At 51.9% G+C, this 18,064-nt stretch carries 12 protein-coding genes; 2 read left to right on the forward strand and 10 right to left on the reverse strand.

All coding sequences use genetic code 11. The annotated features are described in order from the left end of the window. Nucleotides 1–70: 70 nt before the first annotated feature. The 4 genes from H8730_RS13210 to H8730_RS13225 form a co-directional block, all read right to left on the reverse strand. Nucleotides 71–1,765: a phospho-sugar mutase gene (locus H8730_RS13210; protein WP_177714169.1), complete on the reverse strand. Its 1,695-nt coding sequence runs from the start codon at nt 1,763–1,765 to the stop codon at nt 71–73. A gap of 64 nt (nt 1,766–1,829) precedes the next feature. After that, nucleotides 1,830–3,623 carry a PEGA domain-containing protein gene (locus H8730_RS13215; protein WP_177714170.1) on the reverse strand — a complete coding sequence of 598 codons (1,794 nt, stop codon included), beginning with the start codon at nt 3,621–3,623 and terminating at the stop codon, nt 1,830–1,832. Between the two features lie 145 nt (nt 3,624–3,768). Then, the gene (locus tag H8730_RS13220; RefSeq protein WP_177714171.1) at nt 3,769–4,770 is read right to left on the reverse strand and encodes a CotS family spore coat protein; all 1,002 of its coding nucleotides are present in this window, start codon (nt 4,768–4,770) and stop codon (nt 3,769–3,771) included. 78 nt (nt 4,771–4,848) lie between these two features. Then, on the reverse strand, nt 4,849–6,381 hold the full coding sequence (locus tag H8730_RS13225) for a CCA tRNA nucleotidyltransferase (protein ID WP_249289925.1): 1,533 nt from the start codon (nt 6,379–6,381) through the stop codon (nt 4,849–4,851). A gap of 130 nt (nt 6,382–6,511) precedes the next feature. Here H8730_RS13225 and H8730_RS13230 point away from each other — a divergent pair, with 130 nt between their 5' ends. Together H8730_RS13230 and H8730_RS13235 are read left to right on the forward strand one after the other, a co-directional pair. Next, the gene (locus H8730_RS13230) at nt 6,512–6,706 is read left to right on the forward strand and encodes a DUF1540 domain-containing protein (protein ID WP_249289926.1); all 195 of its coding nucleotides are present in this window, start codon (nt 6,512–6,514) and stop codon (nt 6,704–6,706) included. Nucleotides 6,707–6,849: 143 nt separating this feature from the next. Beyond that, nucleotides 6,850–7,311, forward strand: a complete 462-nt coding sequence (locus tag H8730_RS13235) for an Lrp/AsnC family transcriptional regulator (RefSeq protein WP_177714172.1) — start codon at nt 6,850–6,852, stop codon at nt 7,309–7,311. Here H8730_RS13235 and H8730_RS13240 read toward each other — a convergent pair. From H8730_RS13240 to H8730_RS13265, 6 genes are all read right to left on the reverse strand, one after another. Next, nucleotides 7,300–8,247, reverse strand: a complete 948-nt coding sequence (locus H8730_RS13240; RefSeq protein WP_177714173.1) for an alpha/beta fold hydrolase — start codon at nt 8,245–8,247, stop codon at nt 7,300–7,302. The genes H8730_RS13235 and H8730_RS13240 overlap by 12 nt on opposite strands. Nucleotides 8,248–8,381: 134 nt before the next feature. Then, a complete protein-coding gene (locus tag H8730_RS13245) occupies nt 8,382–10,205 on the reverse strand; it encodes an L-fucose isomerase (protein ID WP_249289927.1) in 1,824 nt (607 codons plus the stop codon). 360 nt (nt 10,206–10,565) lie between these two features. Further along, the gene (locus H8730_RS13250) at nt 10,566–11,666 is read right to left on the reverse strand and encodes a phosphotransferase enzyme family protein (RefSeq protein WP_177719865.1); all 1,101 of its coding nucleotides are present in this window, start codon (nt 11,664–11,666) and stop codon (nt 10,566–10,568) included. Nucleotides 11,667–11,746: 80 nt separating this feature from the next. Next, nucleotides 11,747–14,065 (reverse strand): family 78 glycoside hydrolase catalytic domain, encoded by a 2,319-nt coding sequence (locus H8730_RS13255; RefSeq protein WP_177719864.1) that lies wholly within the window; start codon nt 14,063–14,065, stop codon nt 11,747–11,749. 72 nt (nt 14,066–14,137) lie between these two features. Then, on the reverse strand, nt 14,138–17,305 hold the full coding sequence (locus H8730_RS13260) for an FtsX-like permease family protein (protein ID WP_249289928.1): 3,168 nt from the start codon (nt 17,303–17,305) through the stop codon (nt 14,138–14,140). 5 nt (nt 17,306–17,310) lie between these two features. Beyond that, on the reverse strand, nt 17,311–18,012 hold the full coding sequence (locus H8730_RS13265; RefSeq protein WP_177719862.1) for an ABC transporter ATP-binding protein: 702 nt from the start codon (nt 18,010–18,012) through the stop codon (nt 17,311–17,313). Nucleotides 18,013–18,064 lie beyond the last annotated feature (52 nt).

Raw genomic sequence — 18,064 nt, forward strand, 5'->3', positions numbered from 1 at the left:
CCTCGGCGGACAAAGTGGGATATGAATATCCTCACAGTATCCTATGCATAGAAGGGGGCAAGCGTTCCGCTTACTTGATAGTCTTTGTCACATCGTCCTGGAGCCGCTTTACGGCAGCCTCCGCACCGGCCTGACTTTCACCTTTGACGCCGAAATAAAATTTGATCTTCGGCTCTGTCCCGGAGGGACGGGCGCAGAACCAGCTGTTGTTTTCCAGCGTGAAGCGAAGGACGTTGGACGGCGGAAGGCCATCGAGCCCATCCGCATAATCCTTGCACTCCAGAACCTTGAGACCGCCGTAGGATGCCTGTGGGTGCTTGCGCAGTTCATCCATGAGTGAATTCATTTTGGCAATGCCCTCGATCCCCTCAAAGGTAAAGGATACCAGCGTCTCCCTATAATATCCATATGTCTCATACAGCTCATGTAGAGCGTCCAGCAGAGTCTGATTCTTGGCTTTGTAGACCGCTGCCATCTCACAGATGAGGAGGGATGCGCTCACCGCGTCCTTATCCCTGGCATAGGTTCCGCTGAGATATCCAAAGCTCTCCTCAAACCCAAAGAGGTAGGTTCCCCTGCCAGCCTTCTCTGCCTCCAGAATCTGCTGTCCAATATATTTGAACCCAGTTAGCACCTCTTTTAATTCCACGCCGTATGCGTCCGTCAGCGCGCGGATCATCTCCGTGGTCACGATGGTTTTCACAAGAAATCCATCCGCAGGCAGATGTCCCGTCTTCTTCCTCGCCTCCAGAATATAGGAGGATAAAAGCACTCCCGTCATGTTGCCAGTAAAATGCTGATACCCCGTATCCGTCTTGACCATGATGCCCACCCGGTCCGCGTCGGGGTCCGTCGCAATCAGGATGTCAGCGCCGACCTGCTCCCCGAGAGCGATGGCCGGCCCGAAAGCCCGAACATCCTCCGGATTGGGATAGGGTACCGTGGGAAAATCGCCATCGGGCTCTTCCTGCTCCGGCACCACATGCACATTGGTAAAACCGCACTCCGCCAGGGCCCGGCGAACCAGCCGATTGCCGGTTCCGTGAAGAGGGGTGTACACAACGGTCAGGTCGGCGGCATGGGCGCGCACCATCTCCGGGTCCAGCAGCTGACTCTTGACAACGTCAATATATTGTCCATCCAGCTCCTCACCGATGGAGACAAACAGCCCTGCCTCCTCCGCTTCCCTTCGCGGCATTACACGGACGCCGTCAAACAGATCGACTTTCTCCACCTCCTGGATGATCTCCTCATCCATGGGAGGCGGCACCTGGCATCCATCCTCCCAGTAGGCCTTGTACCCATTGTATTTCGAAGGATTGTGGCTGGCGGTAATGACAATTCCACCTTTGCAGCCCAGGGTTCGGACTGCAAAGGAAAGCTCTGGCGTCGGCCGGAGAGACTCAAACACGTACGCCTTAATGCCGTTCCCATTGAATACGGCGGCCGTCTCCAGCGCAAAAACATCCGACTGATGGCGGGAATCATATGCGATGGCAACGCCCTTCTCCTTGGCCTGCGGATCCTTCATCAACAAATAGTTGGCTAACCCCTGGGTTGCTCTCCGGACGGTATAGACATTCATGCGGTTCGTTCCGGCGTCCAAAATACCGCGGAGTCCCCCTGTCCCGAACTCCAAATCCTTATAAAATCGATCCTCGATCTCCTTCTCATCCTCTGCGATGGCCCGAAGCTCCGCCTTTGTCGCCTCATCCACCGCATCGCTCGCCAGCCATCTCTCATACCTGGATCTATAGTCTGTCATCATTGCCTCCATTCTGCCGCTTCCGCGACAAGTTCATTCACCTGTGATCTTTTATGAAACTCTATCAATGGCCATCCCTGGAATCTTGGGAAGTCGAAGTATCGGAGCTTGTGTCCTGGCCCCGACTGGAATTATTCTCATTGGAGCTAGTTTGACTGTCCTCACTGGACTCTGTGGAGGACTCAGGGGGTTCCGGTTCCGGATCGTTCTTTTCAAAATTGGAAAAATACAGCACCTGCTCCGCCTTGCCCGCCGTAATCTGGATGGTCATCGTCACATCCTTATAGCCTGTGTTGGAAACTGTAATTTCATGCGTTCCCGGCCCTAGCATGACTTCGCACGGCGCACTATCGTACAGATCCCCGTTGATATACACAATGGAGTTTGCCATGGAGGACTCGATGGAAACCTTCGTCTTCGAGGCGTTCAGGCTCAGGGCCGCCGTCACATACGGCTGTCCGACGGTAATCGTCTGCTCAAGGGATTCATAGGCATCCGCCTTGACAGTCATGGTATACTCCCCGTAAGGCAGCGTCGCCTCGTCTCCATTGTGATAGGTCTGTCCATTGATGTCCACCGTGGCATTCGCTGGATTCAGGGAAAACTTCACGGTGCCCGTCTTCTCAGCCCCATTGGGAAGTGTCAACTCCTGTTCCTTTCCGCTGGTAATGAAGATCTGTCCAGAGTAAACGGTGACGGAGTCCTTTGTCACCACGATGGAATTAAGTCCCTCCAGAAGTGCGATGGGCTGCATGTCCTTGGTGATGGCAGCGGTAACCGGCGCACCGGCGGCGGGCGTAGCCTTCAACTCCGCACCTGCATACTGGTCCAAATCTTGGTTTACAAGCTTCAGTGTACCGGTGGAGTAGGTAACATAGATGGTGTAGATATGATCCTCCATCGCTTGCGCAGTAAAGACCTGCTGACTCGTCAGCGAGGCGATGTCAAACTCTTTTCCCTGATACGTACAGACTAGCTTGTCATCAAAGGTATAGGTCGTATCCCCCACGGTGATCGTATGATCGGAGACAGTGGCCCCCGTGACATCCTCCAGCGCGCTGGTCTTTGCCGAAATTCTGAACAGCTCCACGGCGTTCTCATTTGCGGCGTTATACCGTACTTCCACGATCTGCCCTCTCTGGATGCTTCCAATATTCATCTCTTTTCCGTACTGGTCCGTAATGCTCTTGGCGTTTTGCAGGGAAAAGGTGGTCTCCACCTGATTTACCCCATCATATACGGTAACTTGATACAATTCTTCATTGACATTCAGGACAACACCGGCCATCTCTGAACCTTCATAGGTAATGCTGCTTTCTTCGGATTCCACTGCGCTGCTCTGGGAATTCTCATTGGCGCTCTTTCCCGGGGCCGTCATTACCTTAAAAATGATAATGCCCGCTATTATTAAAACTGCAATTGTGCTGACACCGATGATGACCAACAGCCGCACAAGCTTTTTGATATCGTCGTCACCGCCGTCGCCTCCATCTCCCTCCGGCTCAGGCTCGTCCACCCTGTCATCCCTATGATGCTTCGGTTCAATGCGGCGGTGGACAGTTTGCTGCTCTTCGTGGCGCATCTCGTCCATAGGCGAGGGCTCCCAGCCAGAGTCTTGGCTCCCCTGCTCCTGCTCTCCGTGGGATTCCCAGGTATCGCCGGCCTGCGCCTCCCATTCCTGTTCCTCCTGAGATGGTCTATAGTGCTGGGTATGCTCATCCCTCGGTGCAGCCGCCACCGAGTCGTCCCATAGATCCTGGGCATCCTCCTCCGCATTCCCCGAGTTGACGGGCTGCGGCGGGGTTTTGCCCGTCTGCGCCCAAAACTCATCGTCAGGCGTCCATTTATCTTTATCCATAGAGTTCTTCCTTTCATTCTCCATTCGTATGAAGGTCTTTATTGCTCCGCTTTCCATTGCTTCTGGTCTATTATAGCATAAACCGACACTTTTTGAAAAGGATTTTAGAAAAATTAAAAAAATGGAAAGATATTCTCGCCAAATCTTACAAACCTAATCCCATGCGAAAGCGCCTCAAAAAATGCTGGCGCTGATTTTTTTGCTCTGTAATCTCCTCCAGTTTGCGCCAGTATACCTGTGGTATCCAGTTGCGCTTGCTGCTGTATGCGGCCTCGGCTAATATCCAGAAGCGCTCCGGAAACAGCAAGCTCGCAAACAAGATTTTCTCCTCCCAAGGGTTTAACTTCTGACATTTTTCATATTCCTCCAAAATCCTCATCCCGATATCGTAATCCCAGTCATATTTTCGCAGGATCTTTTCGTACAGCTTGACAAAATCCAGGATTGGCAGCATAAAACAGCTCTTTTCGAAGCCGGCAATCAGGAGTTGTCCCCGCGCTTTATAGACGCAGTGATTGCTGTAATTATTGTGTCCAAACGCCCACTGTGTCTCCGCCAAATGGGCTTCCGACTGGTACTCCGGCCCGCTCATGAGCTCGGATGCTTCTTTTGCCTCGTCATAGTGCTCCTGGAAGTGATCTAAGAACAGCAGATCAAAGTCTGTATAGCGGCTACTCCGCCGTACCATTTTACAAAATCCCTGCATTTGGCGCAGGCGCTTTTCCATGCGCTCTGGAACTTCATACCAGCGCATGGATATCCGGCTTCCCTCCATTGGATCAAGACCGGTGCAAAACGTATGCATCTGTCCTAGCTGCCGCGCTACCAGCATCGCATCCTCAAGGGATTCCAGCTCCGCCTCGTCCCCGCCGATCCAGTTGCGCACCGTCAACAATTCTTTATTGAACTCCACATAGGGAAGTCCCTCCTCCGTCACGCAGTACCTGTCGATGCACCGAAAGCCACTCTGGTATAGATGTTCTTTGACACTATGGGCAAACAAGAGCTCCCCCTCTGATTCATGAGATTCCTTTATGATTTTTAATCCGAGAGGGGTCTCGCATATGTAAGCGCCGTAGGCTCGCGTAACCCTGTAGTGGCGCATAATTCCAAACATCCCCAATACTTGTGGATTGAAGTCTCGCATTTGTAGCACATCCTCCGCATATTTAATAAATTGCTACTGTCCTTTATTATCTATATGAGAGAATGACAAAAAAAATGATTATCCAAGGTATATTTGAATTTCCGGTTTTTTCTTTAACTTTTCCGCAGTCTCCAACAAAATTCCGCGCTGATTCAGTTCCGGGCATTCGATTACAACCTCCAGAAGCTGCCTGAGCACCAGACCCACTGCTTTTCCCGGCGGATATCCCATGGCGATTAGATCCCAGCCATTTACCGCCAAATCCTCCAGACAAACACAGGGGTTCTGGTTTCGAACTCTCTGATAGAGCTCCATGGTGGCCTCTGCCTTTTCCAATCTCTCTTCTAATAAGGTAGGATTTTGCGCCCTCATATCTGCAACCTGGACCTTCCAAAGGTCTGGAAATAAAGGGATTCCAATTTTATTTAACAGCTTGCGCATGGACAGCTCTGTATCGGGAAGCTCGCAATCGTGATAGGCAATCAGTGTCAGGATCTTCTCCCGCGACGCGTTGTCAAAGCGGAGCCTTCTCAAGATAGTATCCGCCATTGCAACACTCTGTTTGACATGCCCATAAAAATGATCGCAACCATTCTCATCTTCCGAATGCGTAGGCGGCTTGCCGATGTCATGGAGAAACATAGTCCACCGCAGAATCCGGTCTGCCTCCACCGCTTGCATCGATGCATAGGTGTGCTCCGCCACGGTAAAAATATGATATGGATGTCTCTGCGGCATGGAGGCACAGGGTACAAATTCCGGTATACAATAGGCCATCAGGCCAGTTTCCACCACATCCCGCATTCGCCACGGATTGTCCGATAGCAATAATTTTGTCAGCTCATCGCAGATGCGTTCCTGGCTGATGTTGGCCAGCAATGGGGCTTTCTCCTCCATCGCTTCGTAGGTTTTCGCTTCAATTGAAAAATCCAACTTCGCGGCAAATCGAAGGGCTCGCAGCATTCGGAGCGCGTCCTCCTGAAACCGTTCCCTGGCATCCCCTACACAGCGGACCCGGCCCTCGCTCAAATCCTGTTTCCCTTGGAAATAATCGATGAGGCCAATCTTGGGGTCGTACGCCATGGCGTTAATCGTAAAGTCTCTTCTCTTCAAGTCTTCCCGCAGACTCGTTGTAAAAGAAACCTCATCTGGGCGCCGAAAATCTGAATATTTTCCATCGACGCGATAGGTTGTAACCTCATAGACATCCTCGCCAAGCCTCACCGAAACTGTTCCGTGGGCAATTCCCGTATCGTAGGTTTTTCGAAAAATAGCTTTCACTTGATCCGGCTTAGCTGACGTGGTGATATCCCAATCCTTCGGTTTGTACCCCATCAGGCAATCCCTAACGCAGCCGCCTACAATATACGCTTCGTATCCAGCCGCGTGCAAGGAGTTCAGCAGGATGTGCACATTCTTCGGTATGTTGATCCAATCGCTCATTGACTCCTCCATCGACCGCTTGTCACGGCCTTTCACTCGTCCATATCCCGCAGTGGCATTGCACTTTTCCACTGCTCCCATAACGTGGATAGTATACCACACTTTCTGTTTTTTTACAATGCTGTTCCAGCCTACACCCGGACACCGCAAGCTAAATTTTGCCCGCATATTTTCCTTTCTGTGGACCATACTATGATGGAGGTGATACGGCCTTCTTTTTAAAATACAGAAGTATTTTGTAAAGAAACGCGTATCCGCCTCCAGAAGTCTCTATCAAACTAGTAGGAGGGAATCAAGAATGATGACAAATGCGACGCCGAACAAAAACATTGGCTGTGTCGTGACCGAATGTAAATTCCACGCAGGAAATGAGGATTACTGCACGCTGAACCAGATCCATGTCAGCAAACATGAAGCGACCGCAAAAAGCATAGAGTGCACGGATTGCGCCAGCTTTGAAGCTGAGCAAAAATCGTCCTGCTGCTCTCGCTAATCAAAACCTTCTATCCAAAAATCCGCGGATGTTCCATCTTTTCCGCGGATTTTTGTGTGCGACTCTTGTATTTTTGTGTATTTTTCGTTATAATAAGCATAGATTCCTACATAGCAACGATAAGAAAGAGCAGGTGATCCATCATGGACCGCATTGATTCCGAGATCGTCCGGCTTTTATTGAAAAATGCCCGTATTTCTATGTCTGAAATTAGCTCCTGTGTCAATCTCTCTGTGTCCGCTGTCAGTGAACGGCTGAAGAAGCTTGAGAGTTCCGGAATGATCCAGCAGTATACGACGATTCTGAATCCGCAGGCTTTCAATAAGGATCTGACGGTGTTCATGTTGATTACCTTAGAGAGCTCCCAATTTCGCGACGAGTTCGTCCACTATGTCCTCCACGAGGAGGCGGTCACGGAGGTGCATTACCTAGCCGGCAGCTTTGATTGCATGGTGAAGATCATCACGGAAAATACCACCTCCTTGGAGAAGATCTTTAATCAGATTAAGAGTCTTCCGGGGGTATCGAAGACACAGACGAATGTGGTTCTGTCCACCATTAAAAACCAATATTCCTTTCTTCCTTCCCTGGATTCATCCCTGTAAAAATTTTTTCTTCAGAATTCGATTCAGCCAGTGGCAGATATCCGAAAACACCGTTTCCTTGTTGATCTCCTGCAGCATCTCGTGACGTCCCTGGGGGTACAACTTCATCTGCACGTCCTGCATACCTGTGCGCTCGAGAGTGCGCGCCGCTTTTTTCACACATCGCCCTTCTCTTCCAATGGGATCCATATCGCCAGAAAATAAGTAGATGGGTAAATCTTTTCGGAGAGCCGTATACCACCCCGGCGTGTTAACCCTCTGGGTCAGCCGCAGGATGTCCAAAACTCCCTGATTGGTATACAGAAAATTGCACAGCGGATCCGACAAAAAAGAGTCGACAGCCTGCGCGTCCCGCGACAGCCAATCTCGCTCGGTGCGGACATTATTGTAGCCGGAATTAAAATCGCCCATCATGAACCGATTCAAAACATTTTCCTGCGTCCGGTCCCCATTCTTTTCGACTTGACGGCGCGCGAACCGAATCGCCAGCCAGAGCAACCAAGAAGCTCCGCCGAGGCCCGACAGCAGAAGGCCGGCCAGGACTTTGGGGTAGAGAGTGGCATACAGTTTGCTCAAGGAGGCTCCCACGCCGTGTCCCAGCAAAACCACCGGCAGATGGGGGTACATTTCCTTTGCGTGCTCCGTCAACGTATACATGTCCTGTACCACAAAGTCAATGCCCTCCGCCTTGCCAAAATACCCATACAAAGGTGGATCGCCTACGGACTCGCCATGGCCGGCGTGATCGTTTGCACATACCGCGTAGCCCCGCTCCGTCATATAGTTGGCGAATTCTTCATACCGTTTCCGGTGTTCCGCCATGCCGTGTGCGATCTGAATAACAGCTCTGGGCTCTGATATCCGAGGCTCCCACAGAGTCGCTAGAATATCATGTTCTCCGTTGGCCGCGTGATAGCGGAACGTGTCCTTTTCCATAAAAATTCCTCCTTGAAGGCATATACAGTTTATCACTCTTTTCCTGTTTTGTAAAGAAAAATCCGCCATGCCAATATACATGACGGATTGACTGCGTTTCACGAGGAATTTCTTTGTATTTTTTGTCTATGTGCTTAACACTTGTACATGGGGCCGAAAGCTGCGCAAGCTCTGTAGTCAGCCGCTTCTTTGTCCTCGGTTCCAAAGGCCGACCAAGCCGACGGGCGATAGATCTTATCCTCATCGACGTTATGCATATTGACCGGGATCCGGAGAATGGAAGCCAGCGTTATCAGGTCCGCCCCGATATGGCCATAGCAGAAAGCTCCGTGATTGGCTCCCCAGTTGGCCATGACGCTGTACACGTCTTTGAAAGCGCCCTTTCCTGTGAGTCTCGGGGCAAAAAACGTCGTGGGCCACGTGGGGTCTGTTCTTTTATCGATCTTCTCGAATACATCCGGCTCCAATTCGCAGCTGTAGCCTTCCGCGATCTGCAAGACCGGACCTAAGCCCTTGACGATGTTCATGCGAGCCATGGTCATGGGGATGCCGCCCTTAGTCCCATGTTTGAAATGACTGGAGAATCCACCGCCGCGGAAATAGAAGATGTCAGCCGGGCACCATTCCGTTTCCTCCAACAGCGCCTTCACATCGTCACCTGTCATATCCCACCATTTCTTGATCGTCGGATTTCCATCGGCGTCAGTCGCGTATCCGCTGGCATCCAAGCATACAGCGCCAGAATTGATCAGGTGAATGAAGCCGTCCGCCGCCAAGCCGGTGGGACGTTTTCCTGTCACACGCTCCACGGCTTCAGGGCTCCAGTATGTTCTCACATCGGCAAATCCGGAGGGCCGGTCGCTGACCAGGTGCTCAAACAACATGGCGACGCCATTGAGCGTGTCATTCTCTGTCGCGACGATCTTTGCTTCCCGGATCCCGTTCCAGTCGAACTGGCTGTTCAGCATTGCCTCAAGGAAATCCCCGTTGGGCAGATGGTCCGTCCACTGGCGCTGTCCCTGGAAACCTGCGGCAATGGCATTGCGCCCACAGGACTCCTCCACAAATCCCATCTCAGCCAGTTTCGGATTGCCGATCATGATATCCCGGAAGATAATATAGCATTTCACGACAAACTCCCACTGCTGATCCTTTTCTTCCCTCGTAAACTTTTTATCCTCCGGATTCTTATCGAATCCTTCCTGACAATTCTCCTTAACCCATTTGAGGGCCATCTCAAACTCCTCATGGTCGTAGATGCCACGGTCGATGCGGCGGAGGATCTCCACTTCATCGATCGTCTCGCAGCGCATACCCAGATATTCCTGGAAGAAATCCTGGTCGATGGTGGATCCAGCGATGCCCATGCAGACCGATCCGACGGATAGATAGCTCTTATTGCGCATACTGTCCGCTGCAACCGCAGCTTTGGCAAAGCGCAGGATCTTCTCCGCTACATCGTCCGGAATGGTGGTGTCGGTGGCGTCCTGCACGTCCTTGCCGTATATTCCGAAAGCTGGAATCCCCTTCTGCGAATATCCTGCCAGGGCCGAAGCAAGGTATACAGCGCCCGGGCGCTCTGTTCCGTTGAATCCCCATACAGCTTTGATGTTGCGTGGATCCATGTCAAAGGTCTCCGTGCCATAGCACCAGCAAGGTGTCACGCTCAAGGTGATGTGCACACCCTCGCGGTCGAATTTTTCCTGGCAGGCGACGGCTTCCGCAACACCGCCAATGGTGGTATCGGCAATGACGATCTCAACGGGCAAACCATTGGGATGACGAATATTATCCGTGATCAACTTTGCAGCGGATTTTGCCATCTGCATGGTCTGGTCTTCCAGACTCTCCCGAACGCCGTTGCGGCGGCCATCGATGCAGGGACGGATTCCAATCTTGGGAAGTCCTCCTCGAAGACAATTGACAGGTTGATTCATAACATGATTCGCTGTTGCCATACTTGCAATTCCTCCTTTTGATGACGCGTAATATACACCAATTGGTATACTTATGTATCCCACGTTTGATAGTTCAACTTTATCATTTTCCAGAGCGCATGTCAAGTAATTTTCTTAAGTTTAACCATATAATTTGTGAACTTTTTATGATATCCTCCCCTTTTGAGATCCTCGCCTGGCGCCCTCCAAATTGGTGTATTTACCATACACCAATTTGGAGGGCGCCAGGGAAGCCTGTTGCGGAACGCCCACTTATACCTAGTGCGAACTTTCCTATAGAACAGCGAAACCGCCGCTCTGAGGTTGACATACTCCTCCGGAGTGTCCCCCTGAGCGGCGGCCCATGATCTCGCGCTGGCATTACCGTGGGCGGTGCTTCTCCACGATGGCCTGCATGGTCTCATACTTTTCTTCCATGTCTTGAACTAGCTTAAATTGTGTTCTACAGCGATCCAAATTGTGCTCCGGCCTGCTGATTTTAAAATATGTATCTCCCTGCAGATAGTCCGCTAGAAATCGAATCCCGGTCTCAAAGGTAATGACGATGGCGCCCATGGATAGATTTGAAATCTCCTCCGGCGTCAACTGATCGCCCACAGCCCGCAGATACCCCTCTGTGTACGCCTCAAAGAGGTCCAGATCCATATAGACTTTGGACAAGTCCTTCTCATCCTCCAATGCACTGGAAGCCCCAAACCGGATGCTATCGCCAAAATCATACACACAAGACCCCGGCATCACCGTATCCAGATCGATGATGCAGACGCCCTCCCCGGAGTCGGGGTCCATGAGGATATTGTTGATCTTTGTATCATTGTGGGTCACTCTTGTGGGAAGCTCGCCCGCCTGCATTTTCTCCGTCATATACCCCGCGATATGCTTTCTCTTCTGGGCGAATTGGATTTCCTCCGGAACACTTCCCCCGCGTCCCGCCAAGTCCTCCTCAATGGCCTCCTGCAAATCGCGAAATCGTTTGGCCGTGTTGTGAAAATCCGGAATCACTTCAAACAGGGTCTCCGCCGGAAAATCGGACAGATCCGCCATAAATTGACCAAAGGCTCTGCCGGAGTGATAAAATACCGTGGGATTTTCCACTTTTTCATAGGACATCGTTCCATCGATCATATAGTAGCAGCGCCAACACTCGCCGTCCACGTCCTGATAATACCAAGCTCCATCACGGCAAGGAATCATCTCCAGCGTTTCCCTCGCCGGATTGCCGCCGCGCTGCACAATCTTATGCCGAAGATGGTCTGTCACGCGAATGACATTATCCATCAACTGTTTCGGATTCTTAAAAATCTTAGTATTCATTTTCTGCAACACGATATCCTGCCTTTTGCCCGAAGGGTTGGTCAGCACAGCGTGGCAAGTATCGTTGATATGCCCGTCTCCAAAGGGGCGGATGTCCTCCACATTGCCATCGATAGCAAAATATTGCGGTATATTGGGATACGTCATCACCTAATAGCCTCCAAATTGCAAGAATCAAGTCAAATTTCTTTTTATTCTACCACTATTGCTAGGAAAAGTCAAAGCTTTTAGGCAAGTTTAATCTCCTGGCGCCCGGCCCGCAATGGCCGGCACACGTCCCCATAAACAAACTCCCCCTGGATCCCCTCTGGCAGCACGATGGCAAAGCCGCCGGCGTCCCCAGTGACCTCCAGCACACCCTGCTCCGTCAACACGCGGCCCTGCATTTCATGGACTCCCTCTGGAAAATAGGGTGCGATGCGGACTCTGCGAAATCCTGCCTCTGCGCAGGAGACTCCCAGGACGTACTGCTGTAAAAACCGTGCCGGATAGCAGTTCCAGGCGTGAGAGTGGGAGTCAATATCCTCAAATCCCTCCCAGATGGTCTTGCTCCCCTGGGCGATCATAGCGCCCCACCGGGTGCGGGGATCCGTCAGAAACGCATAGGCTTCCGCTTTATAGCCGTTTTCAAAGAGAACCTTCAACAGATCATAGGAGCGAATCACCCGGGTATCGAAGGGCTCACTGGCCAAATAGGGCAGAGCGCTTTCCTCCCGTCCGGCAAAAAGGCCAGCGCGAAAGGCCAGCGCGTTCACCGCTTTGCTGCAGCTGGGGGATGTGGGGGTATCCCGGTACAGCCCCCTTTCCTCATTCCAGAATGCCGCCCTCATGGATGCGGCTAGGCCGCTCGATGCCTGCTTCCATAGAAACTTGTCCTCTGGCTGCACAAATTCACAGAACGCCTCCATTCTCTCAGCGGCCATAAGGGCCTTGCAATTGATGACGAAGAGATACTCCCCCTCTTCATCCACCCGCGGGTATGGCCAGTCGGAGATATGAAAGATCCCCTCCTCCTTTGGGATCAACCCATCCGCAGTGCGGATTCCAAGATAATATCCCATCATCCTGGACGCCACAGGATAGAACTGGCGGATCGCATCCTGATCGTCAAAATACCAGTAGAGCTGCCAGAGAATCTCCACATAGTCAAAGTCATATTCTGACATCCGCAGCTGAAATGTGGGATTCCAATAACTTCCAGGCGCAACAAAGGGGAAAAATCCAGGTATGAGCTGGCTGTCCGCAAAGTCCTGTAACACCTTCCGCAGCAGGAACCTGCTGTCTGTGAAATTGTATGTCAATAGATGGGACTGCATAAGACTGTCGCCCAGATACTGGGCCTGTTCCCGGTGTGGACAGTCCACCAGCATGCCTTGAATTCCATTCCACTGGGTTTGAATGCAGGCCTCTGTCAATTTGTTGAGACTCTCCTCATTGCAGGTGAACGTCCCCTGCACATCCACCCCTGTGACCGCTTTGCACACTTCTATGGAATCCACCGACGCCCGGGAGAGACCGCTGACCTCGATATAGCGGAAGGCGCGAAAGGTAAAGTCCTCCTGCCATACTTCAGAGCCCTCTCCCTGGACTACGTACTCGTCACAATAGAACTCGGAAACGTCATTGCACGCTCCCCTTTCGACCCTCTGAACCGCCGGCTGATCCCATGTCTTCTGCCGGGCACGGCGCACCTTCTCGAGCATAGCCTTTTTTTCCTCGGCCCTGAGATACAGCGCCCCTTCAATCTCTTCCTCTGAACAAAAATCAAGATAGGAGCGGCGCTGACCCTCCAGCCCTTCTGCGTACCGCAACTTGACCACCGCGCCCTTCTCTCCATGCACGGCAATTCGGACAAACCCCGTAAGAACCTCCCCTGCATCATACACGGTGCAGTCTTCATCCACAACATTCAAAATGCGCGGCGTCCAGGAGCGTATACTCTTTCCCTCGGGTATTTCCTGTTTTCGAAGGACAATGCCCATGAGCTGGGCCGGCGACACAACCGCCGCTTCCCAAGCCTCATCGTCAAAGCCGGACTCCTTCCACCCCCGCGGCTCCTGAGCCGGATCAAAATGCGTGGACCCGGTTAACCGGCGCTGCTCTCGGAGCGGCATGTGCGGCCGGTATCCCGTATCAGCGCTGACGCGGCAATGCTCATCGGAAGGGATACGCCGTTCTGTTCCGTCCTGCATCCGGCAGTGCGCAGTAAACCACAGCGCCGGACAGCCTGTCACATGGTTTTGTCCATCGCCGCCAATGAAAAGCACCGTGGCCGCGATCACATTCTCCCCCTGCACCAAGTAAGGTGCTATGTCGTAGGTCAAATACCATTTTGTATTGGGAAATCCTGAGGCAGCCGGAGAACAAATGCCGCTCACTCGATGTCCATTTATGTAAACCTTAACGTGATTGTGGGCGGAAATCTGAAGAGATGCCTCCTCCACATCCTGGTCGAGAAAAAAAGTCCTGCGAAAATTGCAGGTGATATTGGTTCCTGCGAGACAGTCCTTCCATATCCATTTTGCCGCTGTTTGATTTTGATCCATATTAATCCCCTTCCGCTATTTGATTAGAGGATGGAACTCCGACGCCGTCAAGTTCCATCCTTCTTTCATTCATCAGTCCACAGACTTCAAAGATTCAACCATGCTGATCTTCTGCATTTTCTTATACATAACCAGATTCACAAAGACGGAGAACAGCATGGTCAAGACCGCAGACCATACAAAGCTGGCTGGATGCAGGCGACGCCCGAACATGACCATGTCCACCTCAGCGGTTTGTATGACGAAACTATGCATAAAGACTCCCAGCACCAGCCCGACAGCACACCCCAGAATGGTAAGCAGAACCGTTTCTCTGTAAATATATGCGTTGACTTCCTTATCATAGAAGCCCAACACCTTAATCGTGGCGATCTCTCGCTGCCGTTCCGTCACATTGATGTTGGTCAGATTGTAAAGCACGATGAAGGCCAGCATACCAGCGCACACAATGAGCACAACAACGACGGCATCCAGACTTTGAATCATATTCTGGAAACTCTCGCTCACATCGTTCATTAGCCGAGCGGTGGCTATGTTGTCATGCCCCAGAACCGCATCGGGAAACGCTTGCTTTTCTTCCTCCGTCCCTGACAACACCACCATCGCCTGGTTGTACAACAGCTCCTCGCTGAATACACTGCGGTACATCTCGTGCGACATGTAAATATAATGACCGATATAATTCTCTGTGACCCCACCCACTGTAAGGTTGACCAACTGCCCCGACGAATCGATTTGGATTGAATCGCCCTCTTGCACTCCCAGCTCCTTGGCCAGCTTTTCTGTGACGAGCACACTGTCGGAATTCAAGACAAGCTTCCTTTGGCCGATCCGCTCCCTGAAATTGACAAAGGTGTTCAATTGCGCCGTGTCCTCTGGGACAAGAAGCGTCGCCGTCATGGACTGTTTATCTCCCGATACTTCCACGCTTTTCGTTTCACTGAGTAGATAGTCTGACACGGTCGGCACGTCCTCCAGCATCGCCTTGCTCTCAGCGGCCTTCGCCGCGTCCTCAAAGCTGACAAGGGCGTCATATTCATATATATCCTCATACTGATTGTCCAATATATCCCCGATGGAATCCTTGATTCCAAAACCTGTAAGCAGAAGCCCGGTACATCCTGCAATGCCAATCACCGTCATGAATAGACGTTTTTTATAGCGGAATAGGTTTCGAAAGGTGACTTTCTTAAGGAATGGTACATGGGACCATAGAAACGGAATTCTCTCCAGCAAGATCCGCTTTCCAGCCTTGGGCGCCGGCGGCAGCATCAAGGAGGCAGGCATTTCGCGAAGCTTCGCAAAGCACGCGGCGATGGTGGCTCCCAATGTGCAGATTATAGACATGATGCCCGCAATCAGCGCATACTTCCACTGAAATGCGATGACGGTATCCGGCAGGATATACATTGTCCCATACGCCCGTATGATAACGGCTGGAAGCACTTGAAATCCAATCAGAATCCCCACAATACATCCGGCAATACAGGCAATTCCCGCATACAGGAGATATTTTGCCGCGATCCTCCCCTTCCCATAGCCCAGCGCTTTATAAGTGCCAATTAAGACGCGCTCCTCTTCTACCATTCGCGTCATGGTGGTCAAGGAAACCAGCGCCGCTACCACAAAAAAGATCCAAGGGAAGGCGGTGGCGATGGATGCCAACCGTTTCGCGTCGCTTTCCATACTGGCAAACCCTTCATTTTTGTGCCGGTTGAGAATATACCATTCCGGCATTTCCAGGGCGTCAATTTCCTCCTGAGATTCTTCGATTTGGGATTTCGCATCTGCCAGCTGTTTCCTCGCTTCCGCTTCCTGCTCCGCATAGTCTGCCTGCCCCTGTTCTAGTTCCTTCTCCCCTTGCTCCAGCTGGGTCTTTCCCTCATCCAGCGCTGTCTTCGCACTGTCAAGTTCTCTCTGGGCCTTGGCAAATTGCGCCTGGGCGCTTTCCGTTTTCTGTGTAAGCTCCGCCTGGCTATCCTCCAGCTGGCTTTTCGCCGCGTCCAGAGTTGCCTGCTGCTTCGTATATTCGTCCAGGCTTGCTTCGTACTGCTGCTTCACAGGCTCTAGCTGTTCCATGGCCGCGGCAGCCTGCTCTGTCATCCCGGCGGCCTGCAACTGTTCAATCTGCGCCTGAGCCGCGTCAATCTGTTCCTTGGCTGCCTCCAGCTGCGGCTTTGACTCTGTTAGCTGGCGATTTCCCTCCTCCCACTGGGCGAATCCTCTGTCGATCTCACTCTGAGCCGATGCGATGGTTTCCTCAAATTGTTTCTTTTGCGACGCCAGCTCGCTGACGCCATTCTCATACTCCTGCTGCCCCTCCTCCAACTCCTGCCTGGACTGCGCAAGGGTCGCTTCTACCTCTTCGAGGGCCGACTTTGCCTCGGCCAGTTTCTCATTGGCTTCGGCCTCGCTCTCTGCGTATTCGTCCCAGGCTTCATTGATTTTAGCCTGGGCTTCCTCCTTGATCTCATCATAGCGAACCTGTTCCCGCTCCTCTGCGAAGATCTCCAGATTCGTCTCGACTCCGTCGATGCGATCGTCATATGCCCCCGAAAAGCTCGAGATTCCCTCTGTGCCCTCAACAGTGGCGTACACATCGGTAAAAACATCCTGGACAAAATCCGTATCTGGCACATACATGGCATAGTTCACGGTGCCATTTCCTAGTTCCGTGGTGCCAAAGGAAAATGTCAGATAGTATGAGCTTTGCACCAGCCCTACCACGGTATACGTCTGGGTATCCAACGTCTCATTTAGATCGCCATCCGGGTCTTTGAGCACGATGACATCTCCCACCTGGATGGACTCAGACCCGATCTTCCCAGGATTGATTAGACACTCACCCTCTGCCTGCGGCATACGGCCCTCCACCAAAACGAGCCTGTTGATCGCATTCTCTGATTCCTCCGGCATGCCATGAATGCGGAGGATATAGTCTTTATCCCCGATGGTGGCCTCTACATCTGTGCTGTGGACCGCCATGACCTCTCGGATTCCCTCCTGCTCCCGCAGCGCCTGTATGTCATCCTCGGTAAACCCCATGGTGGATAGCAAACGAAAATCCATAAAATTGCTCTCCCGAAAATATTCGTCTACCGTCAAGCGCATATCCGGTGCCGACGCGTTTAAGCCTGCTAGAAATCCAGCGCCCAGCGCTACAATGGCAAAAATGGCCATAAACCGGCTTACCGAGCGGGTGATGGAACGGCGCAATTCTTTTATAAACGTACTCCGCATAGACATCACCACTCAATCTCATCTGCAGACATAGGATGGTCGTTCACGGCAATGCTGGTTACCTTCCCACTTTTTATTGTAATGACCCGGTTAGCCAAGGATGTAAACGCCTGATTGTGGGTTATGACAACCACGGTCCGGCCCGTATTCCGGCAGGTATCCTGTAGTAGCTTTAATATCGTCCGCCCTGTATTGTAATCCAGCGCACCTGTGGGTTCATCACACAGGAGTAGCTTTGGATTTTTACAGATCGCCCTGGCGATGGAAACCCTCTGCTGCTCTCCTCCGCTGAGTTGGGCCGGAAAATTGTCCATCCGATCTTCCAGCCCCACCATCTTCAACGTCTGGGCAGGATCCAGTGGCTCGCGGCAAATCTGGCACGCGAGCTCCACATTTTCCAGGGCAGTTAGATTCGGAACCAGGTTGTAAAACTGAAAGACAAACCCTATGTCATACCGCCGGTATTCTGTCAGCTGCCGGCTGCCGTAAGAACTGACTAACTTGTCCTCAAGTCGAATCTCTCCGCCGGAACACACATCCATTCCGCCTAGCATATTCAGCACCGTCGTCTTCCCCGCGCCACTGGGGCCCACGATAATGACGAATTCTCCTTTCTCAAAGGAGAAGGTGATCCCATCTGCCGCCGTAATCTTCTGCTCACCCATCTGATAGTACTTCGTTACCTCTCGAAACTCTACAAAAGCCATTCTCAGCTCTCCTTTATCCTCCTCAAAATCCCTATACAAAAAGCCGGCCTGA

Origin of the sequence: Bianquea renquensis (assembly GCF_014384895.1) — a bacterium.
Taxonomy (GTDB): Bacteria; Bacillota; Clostridia; order Lachnospirales; family Bianqueaceae; genus Bianquea; species Bianquea renquensis.